The 16,548-nt window shown below is 63.3% G+C and carries 13 protein-coding genes; 9 read left to right on the plus strand and 4 right to left on the minus strand.

Going from position 1 to position 16,548, the window contains the following annotated elements; all coding sequences use genetic code 11:
* Positions 1-127: 127 nt before the first annotated feature.
* The 4 genes from soxG to LB554_RS13295 are packed head-to-tail and all read right to left on the minus strand — an operon-like array spanning position 128 to position 5,278.
* The gene (soxG, locus tag LB554_RS13280) at positions 128-715 is read right to left on the minus strand and encodes a sarcosine oxidase subunit gamma family protein (RefSeq protein WP_224584979.1); all 588 of its coding nucleotides are present in this window, start codon (positions 713-715) and stop codon (positions 128-130) included.
* Positions 708-3,701 (minus strand): sarcosine oxidase subunit alpha, encoded by a 2,994-nt coding sequence (locus LB554_RS13285; protein ID WP_224584980.1) that lies wholly within the window; start codon positions 3,699-3,701, stop codon positions 708-710. The genes soxG and LB554_RS13285 overlap by 8 nt, the downstream gene beginning before the upstream one ends.
* On the minus strand, positions 3,698-3,994 hold the full coding sequence (locus tag LB554_RS13290; protein WP_224584981.1) for a sarcosine oxidase subunit delta: 297 nt from the start codon (positions 3,992-3,994) through the stop codon (positions 3,698-3,700). The genes LB554_RS13285 and LB554_RS13290 overlap by 4 nt, the downstream gene beginning before the upstream one ends.
* Positions 3,995-4,018: 24 nt before the next feature.
* The gene (locus LB554_RS13295; RefSeq protein ID WP_224584982.1) at positions 4,019-5,278 is read right to left on the minus strand and encodes a sarcosine oxidase subunit beta; all 1,260 of its coding nucleotides are present in this window, start codon (positions 5,276-5,278) and stop codon (positions 4,019-4,021) included.
* Positions 5,279-5,476: 198 nt separating this feature from the next.
* On the opposite strand from LB554_RS13295, the gene LB554_RS13300 reads away from it, so the two are divergent.
* The 9 genes from LB554_RS13300 to LB554_RS13340 all read left to right on the plus strand — a co-directional run bounded on the left by LB554_RS13300 (position 5,477) and on the right by LB554_RS13340 (position 16,485).
* Positions 5,477-7,966 carry a mechanosensitive ion channel family protein gene (locus tag LB554_RS13300; protein WP_224584983.1) on the plus strand — a complete coding sequence of 830 codons (2,490 nt, stop codon included), beginning with the start codon at positions 5,477-5,479 and terminating at the stop codon, positions 7,964-7,966.
* Between the two features lie 146 nt (positions 7,967-8,112).
* Entirely contained in the window at positions 8,113-8,376 is a 264-nt protein-coding gene (locus tag LB554_RS13305; RefSeq protein ID WP_015317401.1) for a hypothetical protein, read from the plus strand.
* A gap of 222 nt (positions 8,377-8,598) precedes the next feature.
* Positions 8,599-10,032: a UbiA family prenyltransferase gene (locus LB554_RS13310; protein ID WP_224584985.1), complete on the plus strand. Its 1,434-nt coding sequence runs from the start codon at positions 8,599-8,601 to the stop codon at positions 10,030-10,032.
* A 2-nt stretch (positions 10,033-10,034) separates the two neighbouring features.
* Entirely contained in the window at positions 10,035-11,384 is a 1,350-nt protein-coding gene (locus LB554_RS13315; protein WP_224584987.1) for an FAD-dependent oxidoreductase, read from the plus strand.
* 122 nt (positions 11,385-11,506) lie between these two features.
* Positions 11,507-11,941 carry an EamA family transporter gene (locus LB554_RS13320; protein WP_224584990.1) on the plus strand — a complete coding sequence of 145 codons (435 nt, stop codon included), beginning with the start codon at positions 11,507-11,509 and terminating at the stop codon, positions 11,939-11,941.
* Positions 11,938-12,945, plus strand: a complete 1,008-nt coding sequence (locus tag LB554_RS13325) for an NAD-dependent epimerase/dehydratase family protein (protein ID WP_140793625.1) — start codon at positions 11,938-11,940, stop codon at positions 12,943-12,945. Before LB554_RS13320 ends, LB554_RS13325 begins: the two co-directional genes overlap by 4 nt.
* Positions 12,946-13,005: 60 nt before the next feature.
* Positions 13,006-14,478: an aspartate aminotransferase family protein gene (locus LB554_RS13330; RefSeq protein ID WP_224584991.1), complete on the plus strand. Its 1,473-nt coding sequence runs from the start codon at positions 13,006-13,008 to the stop codon at positions 14,476-14,478.
* A 22-nt stretch (positions 14,479-14,500) separates the two neighbouring features.
* The gene (locus tag LB554_RS13335) at positions 14,501-15,730 is read left to right on the plus strand and encodes a hypothetical protein (RefSeq protein WP_224584993.1); all 1,230 of its coding nucleotides are present in this window, start codon (positions 14,501-14,503) and stop codon (positions 15,728-15,730) included.
* Entirely contained in the window at positions 15,727-16,485 is a 759-nt protein-coding gene (locus tag LB554_RS13340) for an FkbM family methyltransferase (RefSeq protein ID WP_015317408.1), read from the plus strand. The genes LB554_RS13335 and LB554_RS13340 overlap by 4 nt, the downstream gene beginning before the upstream one ends.
* Positions 16,486-16,548 lie beyond the last annotated feature (63 nt).

Below are 16,548 nucleotides of genomic sequence, written 5' to 3' on the forward strand. Positions count from 1 at the left end.
CCGGGATTTTCACCCCTCGGGCCGGTTGGACGACCACGTTTTCCACCTTGGGCGCCTTCGGCAGGATTCTCTAGCGGCAGAACCAGCCGGCATTGAGGCCAGAGGCCGCGGCTCTAAGCTCGCATGCCTACTGCACCTCGTAGCCGACTTCCTCGCTGGCGTGGCAGAGCGCCTTCCAGAACGAGCGCGCGAAGGAGCGAAAGACATAGATGTCGAACTGGTCGGTGCCGGTGCGCTGAATCTGGGCGAAGACATCGTGATGGGTTGTCGAGCGACCGGCGCCGACCGGAAAGGCAGGCAAGGCGAAGTCGATGGCGAAGAATTTCGACAGCACCCATTCGGCTTTCGGCCCGGCAATGCGGATCGCGGTGCGGCCATGCGACAGGTCCGTCACCGTGCCGATGGCCGGCGTCACCGCCTTGGTCAACGCCAGGGCCAGTCCTTCGGCTTCATCGGTCACCGTGAGTTTTCCCGGCGCGAAACCGAATATCGCTTTCACGCCGTCGCTCGAGCCGCCGCCTGCGTCATCGGGCAGAGCAAGCCCGGTGACGGTGCGGATGGCCTCCATCAGTTTCTTCTCCTCGCCTGGCCATGCCGCGAGTTGCACGATCGAGCCCAGCCTGGTTTCGGTGAGCAGGATCTCGACGCCATGTTCGAAATTGCCGTGCGAGCCGACATGGAACTCCGGCTCGAGGGGCGATTGACGCTCAGCCATGCATGCGGGTCCCTTCCGGATCGTAGAAGTGGTTGGAGACGATCTCCACGGGCCCGAAGCGGTTGCGCAAGGGATCGGAGACATGCGCACGCGTGCCGTGCCTGGCCTTGCCGCCCTTGACCAGCGCCAGCGCGATATGCTTGCCGAGCGCCGGCGAATAGCAGCAGGCGGTGATGTGCCCGATCGAGCCGTGCGGATTGGCTTCATCGACGTCCTCGACAATGTGCGCGCCGCCATTGAGCGGCCGGTTGTCGAGCGCGATCAGGCCGACCAGTTCCAGCCGCTCGGACGCGGCGAGACCTTCCCGATCCATCATCGCGGAGCCGATGAACGGCTTCTTCTTCGACAGCATCCAGTCGAGATGCAGGTCGCGCGCCGTGGTGCGGCCATCAATCTCGGCGCCGGTGACATGGCCTTTCTCGATGCGCATCGTGCCCAGCGCCTCGAGGCCGTAGGTAACCAGCCCGAACGGCTTACCGGCCTCGACCAGTGCTTCCCAGACATGGGTGCCATGGCCGGCGCCGGAATAGACTTCGAAGGCCATTTCGCCGGAGAAGGAAAGCCGGCAAATCATCACCGGAACGCCTGCGATCTCGCCGTGCACGATGCCCATGAAGGGCAAGGTGGCGTTGTCCACGGCAGTGCCGGTGACGCAGGCTGCCAAAATCTGCCGCGCTTTCGGCCCGCCGATGGCGGCTCCCGCCCATTCGTCGGTCACCGAGGTGACGTGGACCTTGAGTTCCGGCCAGATCACGTCGAGAAAATATTCCAGATGCTGCATCACCTTGCCGGCATTGGCCGTGGTGGTGGTCATCAGGAAATCCTGTTCGCCCAGGCGCCATGTGGTGCCGTCGTCGAAGGCAAAGCCGTCCTCGCGCAGCATCAGCCCGTAGCGCGCCTTGCCGACGGCGAGCGTCGAGAACATGTTGGTGTAGACACGGTCGAGGAATGCGGCGGCGTCGGGACCCTGCACGGCGATCTTGCCCAGCGTCGAGACATCGACGATGCCCGCGCTTTCGCGCGTCGCCTTGGCTTCGCGCACATAGGCCTGTTCGACGGTTTCGCCCGAAAGCCCGTAGATCATCGGCCGGTACCAGAGGCCGGCGGAGTACATGGTCGCGCCATTGTCGACATGCCAGTCATGCATCGGGGTCAGCCGCTCGGGCTTGAGATCGCCGAAGCGCTCCGCTGCCAGCGAGCCGATCGACACCGGCGCGAAAGGTGGCCGGAAGCGGGTCGTGCCGACCTCCGGGATCGGCTTGCCCAGCGCTTCCGCCATGATGGCGAGGCCGGGAACGTTGGAGCTCTTGCCCTGGTCGGTGGCCATGCCGAGTGTGGTGTAGCGCTTCAGGTGCTCGACCGAGACGAAGCCTTCGCGATGCGCCAGGCGGACATCCTCCGCCGTGACGTCGTGCTGGAAGTCGACGAAGCTCTTGCCGCTGCCCTTGATTTCGAACACAGGCGCGGGATCTGGATCTCCGGGAGCTGCCTCGACAGTGGGCAGCGCCGTCGGCGTGGCGGTGCCGCCACTCGCGGCAAGGCCTGCGGCGCGCCCTTCAGCGATTGCCTCTCCCGTCGAAAAGCTGCCGGTGAACGCGCCGGCGCCGATCCAGCTTTGCGTCGGCTTGGGCGGCAGGAAGGCCTGCCGGGCCGCGTTCCATTCAGCCTTGGCGCCGGCCTGGCTGGCCAGATGGATGGTCGGCGACCAGCCGCCGGACATCAGCAGGCAATCGGCATGGATGCTGCGCGCATCACCGCTCAGCGTACCCGCGACCATGTCGAAGCGCTGAACCTTGAGGCCGGACAAGGCTTTGCCGCCTTCCGTGGCGACCACCGCATGGCCGGAAAGCAGTTCCGCCTCGGCTTCGCCGGCCAGGGCGCCCATCTCGGCGGATGGTTGCGGGCGCACGTCGACGATGGCAACGACCGCCGCACCGGCCTGCTTCAGCGCCAGCGCCGAGCGGTAGGCGCTGTCATTGTTGGTGAACAGCACGATCCGCTGCCCCGGCAGCACGCCGAATTCGTTGGCGTAGCGCTCCGCCGCATGCGCCAGCATCACGCCGGGCCGGTCATTGCCGGGAAACACCAGCGGCCTTTCGAAGGCGCCGGTGGCCAGCACGACGGATCCGGTGCGGATCGCCCAGTAGCGATGGCGCGGCTCCCCCTTGGCGGGCTGCGCCTTGTGGTCGCTGACCCGCTCGAGCGCGGCAAGCGTATTGTTGTCGTAGTAGCCCCAGACGGTGGCGCGCGTCAGAAGCCGGACATTGTCTCGCGCCTCAAGCTGGGCCACGGTGCGTCGCACCCAATCAGCGGCGGGCGCGCCATCGATGGTTTCGCCGGACCAGTTGGCCGAACCGCCGAAGCGCGGCTCGAGATCGGCCAGGATGACGCGGGCGCCCTGATCGGCGGCTGCCTTGGCGGCCATCAGGCCGGCCGGTCCGGAGCCGACCACAAGCACGTCGCAAAAGGCGTTCATGCGCTCGTAGCGGGCCGGGTCCTTCGCCGATCCGGCGCTGCCGAGGCCGGCGGCGCGGCGGATGAAATGCTCGCAGAACATCCAGAAGCGCGTGCCTTTCAGCGGGCCGACAACCGGTCCCATGAAGGTCTTGTAGTAAAACCCGGCCGACAGCAGTTTTCCGCCGAGCTGGTTGACGGCATGGATGTCGAAGGCAAGCGAGGGGAAACGGTTCTGGCTGACGGCGACCAGCCCGTCATGGATCTCGACCATGGTCGCCGGGATGTTGGGTTCGCGCACTTCGCCCTTCAGCACCGTGACCAGCGCGTTGGGCTCCTCGACGCCCGCGCTCAGCAGGCCGCGCGGCCGATGGTATTTGAAAGAACGCCCGAACAGGGTGACGCCATTGGCCAGCAGCGCGGACGCCAGCGTGTCGCCGCCATGCCCGGTATAGGCAACGCCGTCGAAGGTGAAGCGGATCGTCTTCAGCCGGTCTATGCGGCCGCCGGTATCGGTGCGGCGCGGGCTCATGGCTTGTCCTCCGCCTTGCGGCGCGCGGCCGAGCCGTGGTCGCCGCGCGCGAAGGCGACGCTGGAAATCTCGTGCGTCAGCGTGTTGCGCACGACCCTGAGATGCGCGCGGCAGCCGCCGGAATGCTGCCAGATCTCGTTGTGGTCGCCGGCCGGGTTCAGCCGGTCGTAGACATAGGCATTCCAGGCCTCGAAATTCTGCGAGGCGGGGTCGGGACGTTCGCGGTTGCCGTCACCCTGATAGGTGAACTCAATGACATCGCGCGGGCCGCAATAGGGGCAAGTGATCAGCACGGAATGATCCTAATGAAGCCTTGTCTAGTGGAGCCTCGGGTTTGCACCCTGGCCCTTGTCGTCGATCACCAGCCCGCGATGAAAGCGGTCCAGCGTGAACGGGGCATTGAAATCGTGAGGCTGATCCTTGGCGATGGTCCAGGCAAAGCACCAGCCGGAAGCGGGCGTTGCCTTGAAGCCGCCATAGCACCAGCCGCAATTGAGATACATGCCGGGCAGGGGGCCCATGGTGATGATCGGCGAGCCGTCCATCGACATGTCGCAGACGCCGCCCCAGGAGCGCAGCATGCGCACACGTGCAAGGCCCGGGAAAAGGGCCAGCATCTCGCTCATCACCTCGTCGACGATGGGCAGGTTTCCGCGCTGGGCGTAGCTGTTGTAACCGTCGATGTCGCCGCCATAGACAAGGCCGCCCTTGTCGGACTGCGACATATAGAAATGGCCCATGCCGAAGGTCACGACCGTGTCGATGAAGGGTTTCAGCGATTCGGTGACGAAGGCCTGCAGCACATGGCTTTCGATCGGCATCGTCTCGACGCCGGCCAGTTGCATGACCCGTCCGGTGCTGCCAGCCACCGCGACCGCGACCTTCTTGGCCCTGATATCGCCGCGCGAGGTGGCAACGCCGGTAACCCGGTCGCCGTCGCGCAGGAAGCCGGTGACCTCGCAATTCTCAATGATGTCGACGCCGCGCCGGTCGGCGCCGCGCGCATAGCCCCAGGCGACGGCGTCGTGCCGGGCGGTGCCGGCCCGCCGCTGCATCAGGCCGCCGACCACGGGAAAGCGTGCACCGTCGGAGACGTCGAGCGCCGGGATCAGGCGCTTGATCTCGGCTGGTGTCATCAATTCCGCATCGACGCCGAGATGGCGCATCGCATTGCCGCGTCTTGCGTAGTCGTCGAACTGAGCCGGCGTATGCGCCAGGTTCAGGCAGCCGCGCTGCGAGAACATGACGTTGTAATTGAGCTCGTGCGACAGGTTTTCCCACAGCTTCATCGAATGTTCGTAGAAGCGGGTGTTGGCGGGCAGCAGGTAATTTGAGCGAACGGCCGTGGTGTTGCGGCCGACATTGCCGGAGCCCAGCCAGCCTTTCTCCAGCACCGCGACATTGGTGATGCCGTGTTCCTTGGCTAGATAGTAGGCGGTCGCCAGCCCATGCCCGCCGCCGCCGATGATGATGACGTCATAGGATGCCTTCGGATCCGGCTTGCGCCAGGCCGGCTTCCAGTCCTTGTTTCCCTTGAGCGCGTTCGCGAGCAGCGAAAGGGCCGAGTACTCTGCCATGTGTATGATGTCCGTTGCGGGCGATGCGACAGACTATAGAGCAGGGGGCTGATGCAAAGCCAATATTGCGCCATCGCCTTTCGACTGGCCGACGCTCGATGAGCGCGATCGTCGCGGTGACTTGCCCCATGATATGGCCGTCTTTATCAAGGACAGGCTTTTTGAATGCCTTTGCCGTCCGCGAGTCGCCAATCCATCATGTTTTTTCGATTGCTTCGCCTTATCCTTGTCCTGGCGCTTGTCGTTTCGGCGCCGCTGTCGTTCGAGGCGGCGGCGCAAGGCGTTGGCCAGGCGCCCGCCGGATTGGTCGCCGATCAGCAAAAGATCATTCAAGGCCTGACGACCAAGGCCGACAATTTCGAGAAGCAGATACAGCAGGATGGCGAGGACGACAGCAACCTTGTGGACATCCGCCTGCAACTTGAGGAATTGTCACGGCAATCGCTGGCCAGCGCGCTGGCGTTCCGCACACGCCTGGGCGAAATCAACAGCAGGCTCGAACAACTCGGGCCGCCACCCGCCGCCGGCCAACCGGCTGAGCCCGACATCGTCAGCGCCGAACGCGAGGGGCTGACGTCCGAAAAGGCCGAGATCAACGCGGTCATTGCGCAAGCTCAATCCTTGTCGATCCGCATCAGCGGGCTGATCGACAAGATCGGCAACATGCGCAGCGCGCTGTTCCGCAATCTTTTGACCAAGCGCTACGTGCTCTCGGACGCGCTGAGCCCGCAGGTGTTTTCCGACGCGCGCGACGAGTTCGGCAATTTCTACAAGGCGGTGTCGTCCTGGCTGAGCTTCGCCATCAAGTTCAAGTTTCAGGCTATCCTGGCCGCCACCTTCGTGGCGCTCGGCCTGGCGCTGGTGCTGCTGGTCGGCGGGAGGCGCCTGTTCGGGCGGGTGTTCGAGGCCGATCCGGCCAATGAGGACCCATCCTATCTCAGCCGCCTGTCCGTGGCCTTCTGGTCGACCTTGCTGCCGACGCTGGCTGTCGCCGCCTTTCTCGGCTCGACGATCTTCTTTTTCAATTATTACAACGTGCTGCGCGGCGATATTGGCCTCTTCCTCAATGCGTTGGCCACGGTCATCGGCGTGGTGTTCTGTGTCAATCGGCTGACCAACGCTGCACTCGAGCCGCGTTTGCCCAACTGGCGGCTCATCCCCGTCGAAACCGGGCCGGCGCGCTGGCTGGTCCGCCTGACCACCGCCATGGCCGTGGTCATCAGCTTCAACACCTTCCTGTCGGTCGTCAACGACAAGATGGGGTCGCCGCTGTCGCTGACCATCGCGCGCAGTTTCGTGGCCACCATCATCGTCGGCGTCATCCTGATCCTCATGGCGATGCTGAGGCCGTTCAGGGCGCGTGACGGAAGCTGGCGCCCGTGGCCGGCCTGGCTGCGCTACACCTCGCTCGGGCTGGGGCTTTTCACCATCATAGCGGCGCTGCTCGGTTATATCGGCCTTGCCCTGTTCGTCTCGCTGCAGGTCGTGGTCACCGGCACCGCGCTGATAACGGCCTATATCGGCTTCCTGTCGGCGCAGGCGATCGGCGAGGAGGGCGCTTTCGCCAACACCTCGGTCGGGCGTTGGCTGTCGGCCAATTCCAGCTATGAAGATACCGCACTCGACCAGCTCGGTCTTGTCGTCAGCATCGCCATCAACGTGATGATCGTGCTGGTGTTTCTGCCGTTGATCCTTTTGATGTGGGGCTTCCAGCTCGGCGATATCGAGGCGTGGGCGTACAAGCTCGCAACCGGAATCAATATCGGTTCGGTGACCATTTCGGTCACTGGCATCCTGTCGGGCATCGTCGTCTTCGTTATCGGCTATTTCCTGACGCGCTGGTTCCAGGGCTGGCTCGACGGCTCGGTCATGGCGCGCGGCAAGGTCGACACCGGAGTGCGCAACTCGATCCGGCTGGCGGTCGGCTATGCCGGCGTTGCGCTCGCCGCGCTGGTCGGCATCTCTGCGGCCGGCATCGACCTCTCCAGCCTGGCGCTGGTCGCGGGTGCGCTTTCCCTCGGTATCGGCTTTGGCCTGCAGAATGTGGTGTCGAATTTCGTCTCCGGCCTGATCCTTCTGGCCGAGCGGCCGTTCAAGGTCGGCGACTGGATTGTGGCCGGCGACGTCAGCGGCACGGTCAAGAAGATCAGCGTGCGTGCCACGGAGATCGAGACTTTTCAGCGGCAGTCGGTGATCCTGCCCAATTCGAACCTGATCAACAACGCCGTCGGCAACTGGACGCACCGCAACAAGCTCGGCCGCATCGACATCAAGGTGGGCGTCGCCTATGGCAGCGACGTCAAGCAGGTCCACGCGGTGCTGCTGGATATCGCGCGCAGCCATCCGCTGGTGCTGAAGAACCCCGAGCCTTTCGTCTTGTTTTCCAATTTTGGACCCGCCGCGCTCGAATTCGAGATCCGCGTGTTCCTGGCCGATGTGATGAACGGCAACATCGTGCAGAACGACGTCCGCTTCACCGTGCTGGAAAGATTCGACGACCAGCATATCGAAATCCCGTCCACGCCGCGCGCGGTCGTCGAAGCCAAGAGGCACGTGGCATGGCCGACCGACGACGACAAGATCGAGGCCGATTTCGCCGAACGGGAAGAGGCCAAGGCACAAGCCGAGGCGGACGCAAAGCGTCAGGCCAAATCAAGCCGCAAGACACGCAAGCCAGATCCGGATTAGATTGGAGATTGCATGTCGGCATGCCAATTGCGGCATGAATGCGGCATTCAGTTGCGGTTCAGCTTCCATCTCATATAAGCTCCCATGCAAAGGCGAGAATGCCTTGTGGAAATGCAACAGAGGCGGTGGGAACACCGATATTGCAAATGTGGAAGTCTCTCGTCGCTGCCGTGGCCTTGCTCGCCGTGAGCGGCTCGGCCCATGCCGCTAGCGCGGTCAACAAGGACGCCGAGACGCGCACGCTGGTCGTGACCGAGGGCGGCAGCAAGACCGAGCTTGCGCTGGCTGGCGGTGAAACCGTCGAGTTCTGCCAGAGCGGCTGTTTTGTCACCTTGCCCAATGGCGACCTTGAAGCCCTGACCGGTTCGGAAACCGTCGAGATTTCAGGCGGCGTCGCGCGCATCAAGTAATCTCGGTGTGATGATTGGAAAGGCCGGGCGTTTGCTCGGCCTTTTATTGTTTCCGGTAGCTGTTGTTTAACAATGACGATGGAAATACCGCGGCGGCAGCCCTTTGCAACCGTACGTTTTAATGTTCGCTAGGCGATCCCCGCTATACCAGCATCAAGACGCCGAAATACGGCGCTCAACGGGTTCGGGTTTCCGGATCAGATGCTGGCAGGCAGGACGGGCATGGACGCGCGGTCGGACAGGAACGCAATACCGCTTGCGGTCGATCTCGACGGCACGCTGATCGCGACGGACCTTTTGTGGGAAGGATTGTTCATCCTCCTCAAGAAGAATCCGCTCTATTTCTTCCTGGTGCCTTTCTGGGCGGCCGGCGGACCGGCGCGGCTGAAGCAGGCGATCGCCCAACGCATCGACATCGACCCCGCCACACTGCCCTATCGGGCGCCCCTGCTCGACCGGCTCCGCACCGAGCACGCCGAGGGCCGCAAACTCGTGCTGGCCACCGGCACGCCGCGCAAGTTCGCCGACGCCATTGCTGTCCATCTCGGCATTTTCGACCGGGTACTGGCCACCGAGGGTCTCGACAATCTCACTTCGGGAAAGAAGCGAGCCTCGCTCCTTGCGGCCTATGGCGATGCCGGTTTCGACTATGCCGGCAACAGCCGCCACGACCTCCAGGTCTTCGACGCGGCACGCAGCGCGATCGTGGTGGCGCCGGACCGTCATGCCGCGCGCTGGCAGGCGGCGCATGGCGCCGAAACGATGCCGGCGCCCAAGCCGACGTTGCGGACCGTCGTCAAGATGCTGCGCGTGCACCAGTGGCTGAAGAATTCGCTGATCGCCGTGCCGATGATGCTGTCGCACGAATATTTCAATTCCAACATGATCTGGGAATGCCTGCTGGCGTTCATCTCGTTCAGTGCGGTGGCGTCGGCGATCTATATCCTCAATGATTTCTTCGACCTTGCGCTCGACCGCAAGCATCTGACCAAGCGCAACCGGCCGTTCGCCAGCGGTGCGCTGTCTATTCCGTTCGGCCTTGGCGCAATCGCGGTGCTGCTGGCGATCGGCGTCGGCACCGGGCTGTTCCTGTCGCTTGAATTCCTGGCTGTGCTCGGCGGCTACATGGTCGTTACCACGGCCTATTCGCTGTCGTTCAAGCGCATGCTTCTGGTCGACGTGCTGACGCTTGCCGGCCTCTACACCATTCGTGTGCTGGCCGGCGCGGCCGCCACGGGCGTCGACGTCTCGTTCTGGCTGCTCGCCTTCTCGATCTTCTTCTTCCTGTCGCTGGCACTGGTGAAGCGCTTTGTCGAATTGCGCACCACAGCCATTCCGCCCGGCGAACGCATTGCCGGCCGCGGCTATCGCACCGAAGACCAGGAGATTGTCGCCCAGGCCGGCATGGCTTCGGCGTTCTCCTCGGCGCTGGTGCTGGCGCTCTACATGGACAGCGTCGCGGTGCGCGAACTCTATCCGCATCCCTGGCTGATCTGGCCGCTGGCGCCGATCGTGCTTTATCTCACCATGCGTGTCTGGATCCTGGCGCGCCGCGACGAAATGCACGACGACCCGGTCGTCTTCATCATTCGCGACTGGCGCAGCCAGATTGTGGTGGCGATCGGCGCGGTGCTGCTGGTCATCGGAGGCTGGTAGGCATGGCGGAACGCTTCCAGAGCTTTGGCCTTGCCACGCCGCCAGCGGCGAGGGCGATCCACGCCGATGACGCCATTGCGCTGCTGAAGGGCGGCCAGGCCAGGCAAGCGTCGCTGCTTGCCTATGGCAACGGCCGATCCTACGGCGATTCCTGCCAGAACCAACTCGGCACCGTCATCGACATGCGGCCCCTGAACCGCATTCGCGGCTTCAACGCCGAGAGCGGTCTGCTCGAAGCGGATGCCGGGGTGCTGCTCGCGGATGTCATTGCATATGCCGCGCCTCACGGCTTCTTCCCGGCGGTGGTGCCCGGCACACAATTCGTCACGCTCGGCGGCGCCATTGCCAACGATGTCCATGGCAAGAACCATCACCGGCGCGGTACGTTCGGTTGCCATGTGGAAAGTTTCACGCTGCTTCGGTCGGATGGACACAGCTATCGCTGCTCTGCGACCGACAATCCGCGCCTGTTTCGGGCGACCATCGGCGGCATGGGGCTCACCGGCCTGATCCTCTCGGCTTCGATCCGGCTGATGCGGGTTCCGTCGCTCGATATCGTGGAAAAGACGACGCGGTTTCGCGACCTCCGCGAATATTTCGACCTTGCCGAAGCGGCGGACCAGGCCAATGAATATGCCGTCGCCTGGATCGACCAGCTCGCCGGTGGCCGCAACAGCGGACGGGGGCTGCTGTTTACGGGCAACCACGCCGAGCACGGCTCGCACGCGGCCGCGCGTGCGAGCGCGAAATTCTCCGTTCCGCTCCAGCCGCCTTTCAACGTGCTCAGCCGGCCGTTCCTGACCGCTTTCAACGCCGCCTACAGGTGGAAAAAGGGGCAGGCCAAGGTGCCGCGCCAGGTCGAATACCAGGGCTTCTTCTTCCCTCTCGACGGTGCGCGCGACTGGAACAGGCTCTATGGACCGAAGGGGCTGTTCCAGCATCAGAGCGTGGTCCCGGAAGAGGCCGCGCGCGCAATCGTGCCGGCACTGCTCGCGGCGGCCAGGCAGGCCGGGCAGGGGTCGTTCCTCACCGTCTTGAAGCGCTTCGGTGGGGTCCGCTCGCCGGCGCTGCTGTCGTTCCCTCGTCCGGGTTACACGCTGACGCTGGACTTCCCCAACAGGGGAGCGGCGACACTTGCCCTGCTCGACGAACTCGACCGCATGACGATCGCGGCTGGTGGGGCGGTCAACCCTTACAAGGATGCGCGCATGAGTGCTGCAACCTTCGTTGCTTCGTTCCCGGAGTGGCCAAGGCTGGAAGCGTTGCGCGATCCCGCCTTCATGTCCGACTTCTGGGCGCGCACGGCCGGGATTGTCGACCTACGGCGGCGCGATGCAGAGGCAGCCGAATAGGTAAACTTAGAATGAATCGTGGTTTACGAATGTTTAATTTCCAGATTTACCTAGAAATGTCTTGTGGGTTCACGAAATCTTTTCAGATTTGTATTAGCTGATATCAGAGGGTGGCGGTCTGCATGAAATATATCTTCTTCATTTTGTTTACGGTCATGACAAATGCTGCTGCGCAGCTGATGCTGAAGCAAGGCATGATGTCGCTCGGACCGATTTCATTCGAGGGCACCAATCCGCTGATCAAGCTGTTGCAGATCGTCTTCAGCCCCTGGGTCTTCCTTGGCCTGTGCACCTTCGTCATTTCGATGGCCTCGCACCTCTACGTGCTTTCCAAGGTCGAGCTTTCCTTCGCCTATCCGTTTCTGAGCCTGGCTTACGTCGCGGTCGCGATCTTTGCCTATTTCGTCTTCCGAGAAGACCTGAATGGCTGGCGCATCGCCGGCATTGCCTGCATCTGCGTCGGCACGGTGCTGATCGCGCAAAGTGGGCGAGGGCATGAAGATCAGAGCGCTTCCATCACGCCCGACAAGATACAAGCAAACGAGATCGTTCGATGAGACATGTGATTTTCGGGGGTGACGGCTTTGTTGGCCGTCACCTGGCGCCGAAGCTTGTGGCCGACGGTGAAGAGGTTGTCGTCGCCGACATCGTCAGGAGCGACCTTGCGCATTACCGCACTGTCCGCTTCATCAAGTGCGACGTCACCGACCAAGGCTCGGTTGCCGCGGTCGGGCTGAAGGCCGACGACATGGTCTACAATTTGTCGGCCAAGATGCTGTCGCCGATCCAGGTGCGGGCGAAGCGGCACGACTTCTTCTTTCCGGTCAATTTCCACGGCACCGAGCACATCCTGGAGGCCATGGACAAGGCTGGTGCCCCCAGGCTCGTCCACTATACGACCGACATGATCTATGGTCACACCGTCACCCAGCCGATGACCGAGGAGCACCCGGTCGCGCCGCTCGGCGAATATGGCTGGTCGAAGCAGAAGACCGAGGAACTGGCCGGCGAATGGCGCAAGCGCGGCATGTCGATCTCGCTGTTTCGCCCCCGCCTGATCATCGGCCCCGGCCGGCTCGGCATCCTCGAAAAGCTGTTCAAGCTGATCGACTGGAACTTTCCCGTGCCGATGATCGGTTCGGGCCGCAACCCTTATCAGTTCATCTCGGTGTTCGACTGCGCGGAGGCGGCGCGCGCCGCGTGGAAGGCCGGTGTGCCCAACGAGGCCTATAATCTCGGGTCGCTCAATCCGCCGCCGGTGAAGAAATTGCTTGGCGACCTGATCCGGCATGCCGGCTCGAAGTCGATCCTGCTGCCTACCCCTGGCTGGGCGGTCAAGCGCACGCTCGACCTGCTCGACCTCTTCAACATGCCGATCATGGATCCGGAGCAATATCTGATCGCCGACGAGGACTGTGTGCTCGACGTGTCCAAGGCCGGGCGGCAGCTCGGCTGGGTGCCGCAATACCGCGACGAGGACATGCTGATCGCCGCCTACAGCGAATACCGCGCCAAGAAGGCCGGGCAAGCCATCGCCACCAAGCATGTGCCCGCCGAATAGGGGCGCGCCGAACAGTTTATTGCGCTCGACGCCAGCCGCGGGCGCGAACAGGAGATTGAAATGACCGTCATGGCCAAGCCGGAACAGACGAATACGCGCACCCTGGTCAGCGCGCCGACACTGTCGCCCGCCACCACCGCCAAGCCCGACCTGATCAGTGTCGAGCAGGCCAAGGCGATGGACGTCGCAGGGATGACCGACCTGTTCAAGGCGCATCTCAATCCCGGCCAGCTGCATTTCATGAAGCTGCTCGGCTTCCACAAGATCAAGATCGAACGTGCAGAGGGCATGTTCTACATCGACCAGAACGGCCGCAAGATCCTCGATTTCTTCGGCGGCTTCGGGTCGCTGGCCTTCGGCCACAATCATCCGCGCATTCTGGAAGTGCGCAAGAAATTCCAGGAGGAAAAGCGGCAGGAAATCGCCATCGCGTTCATGTCGCAATATGCAGCCGCGTTGGCGCACAACATCGCCAAATGTTCGCCTGGCGATCTCGACATGGTGTTTTTGGGCTCGTCGGGCTCGGAAGCGATGGAGGCGGCGGTGAAGCTTGCCGAGCGTGCCGCCGGCCCGAAGCGGTCGAAAATCGTCTATGCCGAGAATTCATTCCACGGCAAGACCAAGGGTGTGCTGGGCATCACCGACGGCCAGCTCTACCGCGCCGACTTCAGGATGGCCGACAATACCGTCCGCATTCCCTTTGCCGATATCGAGGCCGTCGAGCGCCTGTTCCGCTCCGATCCGGAGATCGGCGTCATCGTGCTGGAAACCATCCAGGGCGGCGGTGGCATCATCCAGGCGCCGACTGAATACTGGCAGAAGCTGCGGGCGCTGTGCGACCAGTATGGTGTGCTTTGGGTCGCCGACGAGGTGCAGTGCGGCTATGGCCGCTCGGGGCGCTTCTATGCCTTCGAGCATCATGGCGTCGTGCCCGATGTGACGGCACTGGCCAAATCGCTGGGTGCCGGCAAGGCCGCTGTCGGCGCGATGATTGCGCGCCGCGAAATCTACATGAAGGCCTACGGCACGCCGAAGACGGCGATGATCCATGCAATGGCCACTTTCGGCGGCATGGGCGAGGCGTGTGCCACGGCGATCGAGGGCATTAACGTGCTTTACGACGAGGGGCTGATCGACAACGCCGCCGTCACCGGCGAGTACCTGCTGCAGCGGCTGCAGGCACTCAGGGAAAAATACCCGAAGATCATCAAGGACGTGCGCGGCAAGGGTTTTATGGTCGGGCTGGAGTTTCACGACTTCTCGCGGACCTTGCCGATGGTGCTGCGCCCCATCGTCAGCGTGCTCGACGACAAGCTGAAGGGTTCGCTGTCCGGTTTCGTCGGCGCGCTGCTGCTGCGCGACTACGACGTGCTCGTCGCCTTCACCGAATACAACCGCAACGTCATCCGGCTCGAGCCGCCGCTGATCTGCCAGCGCGAGCATGTCGATCGCTTCGTCGATGCCTTCGACAGTCTCTTGTCGCGCGGCATCGTGGCGATCGTGAAGGATTTCGTCAAAAGCCAAGTCCGTTGAAACGAACGTTCGCCGAGAAGACATGCTGACCAAGTCGCCCGCTCCGCAAAGTCCACTCGACCGGCTCGCCGAGGCCGGTCTGGCGTGGGGCGAGGGGACCTATGCGCGGCTGGCGGCTCCGATCGGTGCGGCTGCCTTCGCCCTCTATATGCTTTTGACGGCGTTCACGGCCTGGGTGATGCCCGACGCCAACTGGGACATGCTGCCCTATCTCGCCATGTCGGAGGAGGGCACCTACCCCGATGCGCAGGCACTGCATGATTATGCCTACAGCACCGTCAAATCGGGTGTCTCGGCGGGCGACTACAAGGCGCTGACCGACGATGGCGGTGGCTTCCGCAGCCACATGACGCAGAACGCCGCCGACTTCCATTCGTTGCTCGGCATGTACCGGATCAAGTTCCTCTATGCCGAAATCCTGTCGACGCTGAGTTCCGTCATGTCGCCGGTCGAGGCGATGCGGCTGGTGCAGGTGTTTTCGGTCCTGCTGTTCGGCGCGATCACGCTGCTCTGGCTGCGCGGGGAAAAGGCACTGGCGTTGGCACCGGTGGTCGGCGCGGTGCTGATCATGGCCGATTTCGGCGACGCTGCGCGCGCTTCGACACCGGACCTGCTTACCTCGGCACTGCTGCTAGGCGGTCTCTTCGCTTATGTCCGAGGCCGCGAGGTGGCGACGGCGATCCTCCTCTTCCTCGCCTTCATGGTGCGGCCGGACAACATAGTTTTCCTCGCCGTTTTCGCTGTGCTGCTGGTCCTGTTCCGGCAGAAGGCCTGGGGCGTGCTGGTCGGGTTTGCCGCTTCGCTCGCCGCGTATTTTGCCATTTCGCACTGGGCCCATCATCCCGGCTGGTGGCCGCATCTGTGGTTTTCCAGCATCGGGCAGCACTACAATATGGACGGGTTTGAGCCGGCTTTTTCCGTCATCGCCTATCTCCGGGCGTTTGCCGCCTCGCTGCTGCGCGCCGTCAATCTGAACAGCTGGGTCGGGGTCTCGGTTCTGGCGCTGGCCGGGTGGTTTGCGGCCAACCGCGCCGGCTTCAGGCTCGGCCGCCGCGCGGGCATTCTGTTTGCTGCGCTGGTGCTCGGTGCGCTCGCCAAATTCAGCGTCTTCCCGATCCACGACACGCGCATTTATTTCCCGCATCTGATCCCGCCATTCCTGCTGCTGGCACCGCCCTTCATGGCGTTGTGGGCGGCGGTCACCGGCCAGCACCGCGCCGCCCTGCACGTCATACCAGGAGACAAATCATGAGTTCAGTTTCCAACCTGGCGCGCATTGCCCTGTCGCTCGGGCTTCCCGCCGGCCTGCTCGATCGCGGGCCGTCGCTGCGCGGCACCAAGTTCCTCGCCAAGGCGGCGCTGAAGGCACGCTTCAGTGATAGCGGCCGGCCATTCCAGATGGTCAATGTCGGCGCCTGCGATGGCGCGCTGTTCGATGACGTGACGCCTTGGCTGCACCGCATTCCAAAGGCCCGCGCCATGCTGGTCGAGCCGATCCCGTACAACCAGAAACGGCTGCGCGCCAATTACCCCGACACGGACCGCTTCGTCATCGAACCCGTCGCGGTGACGAGAACAAAAGGCACGATCACCGTCCACACCTTTGACGCTGCCGCACTCGAAGCCGGCACGCTGCCGATCGAGTTCATCGGCTGCTCGTCGGTGACCGACACCAACCTGATGTCGGGCAAGAATGCCTGGGGCGAGGCCGACGCCAATTTCAACAAGTTCGCGCCGCATCTGAAAGACATCGAGGTGCCGTCGGAGACCTTGCAGACATTGCTCGACCGCAACGGCATTACCCATATCGACGCCTTCCTCGTCGATTGTGAAGGCGCCGACTGGATCGTGTTCGAGCAGCTCGACCTCAAGCGCTATCGTCCCGGCATGATCAAGGTCGAGGTTGGTGCGCTGCCCGCGCCGGAGATCGGACAGGTCGTGGTCAAGCTGAAGACGGCGGGCTATCAGGTCGGCTTCCAGGCCGAGGACGTCTGGGCTTTCGCCTGACGGCTAGATGTTTTTCCTGATTTGGGGAGGGGTCGCGCGGCATCCGAGGCGTGTCGCAAACAG

The organism is Mesorhizobium sp. CO1-1-11, assembly GCF_020164995.1.
GTDB lineage: Bacteria > Pseudomonadota > Alphaproteobacteria > Rhizobiales > Rhizobiaceae > Mesorhizobium > Mesorhizobium australicum.

Coding starts and splice junctions, on each gene's coding strand:
- soxG (WP_224584979.1), bottom strand. CDS start 715: ATGGCTGAGCGTCAATCGCCCCTCGAGCCGGAGTTCCATGTCGGCTCG.
- LB554_RS13285 (WP_224584980.1), bottom strand. CDS start 3,701: ATGAGCCCGCGCCGCACCGATACCGGCGGCCGCATAGACCGGCTGAAG.
- LB554_RS13295 (WP_224584982.1), bottom strand. CDS start 5,278: ATGGCAGAGTACTCGGCCCTTTCGCTGCTCGCGAACGCGCTCAAGGGA.
- LB554_RS13300 (WP_224584983.1), top strand. CDS start 5,477: ATGTTTTTTCGATTGCTTCGCCTTATCCTTGTCCTGGCGCTTGTCGTT.
- LB554_RS13305 (WP_015317401.1), top strand. CDS start 8,113: ATGTGGAAGTCTCTCGTCGCTGCCGTGGCCTTGCTCGCCGTGAGCGGC.
- LB554_RS13310 (WP_224584985.1), top strand. CDS start 8,599: ATGGACGCGCGGTCGGACAGGAACGCAATACCGCTTGCGGTCGATCTC.
- LB554_RS13315 (WP_224584987.1), top strand. CDS start 10,035: ATGGCGGAACGCTTCCAGAGCTTTGGCCTTGCCACGCCGCCAGCGGCG.
- LB554_RS13320 (WP_224584990.1), top strand. CDS start 11,507: ATGAAATATATCTTCTTCATTTTGTTTACGGTCATGACAAATGCTGCT.
- LB554_RS13325 (WP_140793625.1), top strand. CDS start 11,938: ATGAGACATGTGATTTTCGGGGGTGACGGCTTTGTTGGCCGTCACCTG.
- LB554_RS13330 (WP_224584991.1), top strand. CDS start 13,006: ATGACCGTCATGGCCAAGCCGGAACAGACGAATACGCGCACCCTGGTC.
- LB554_RS13335 (WP_224584993.1), top strand. CDS start 14,501: ATGCTGACCAAGTCGCCCGCTCCGCAAAGTCCACTCGACCGGCTCGCC.
- LB554_RS13340 (WP_015317408.1), top strand. CDS start 15,727: ATGAGTTCAGTTTCCAACCTGGCGCGCATTGCCCTGTCGCTCGGGCTT.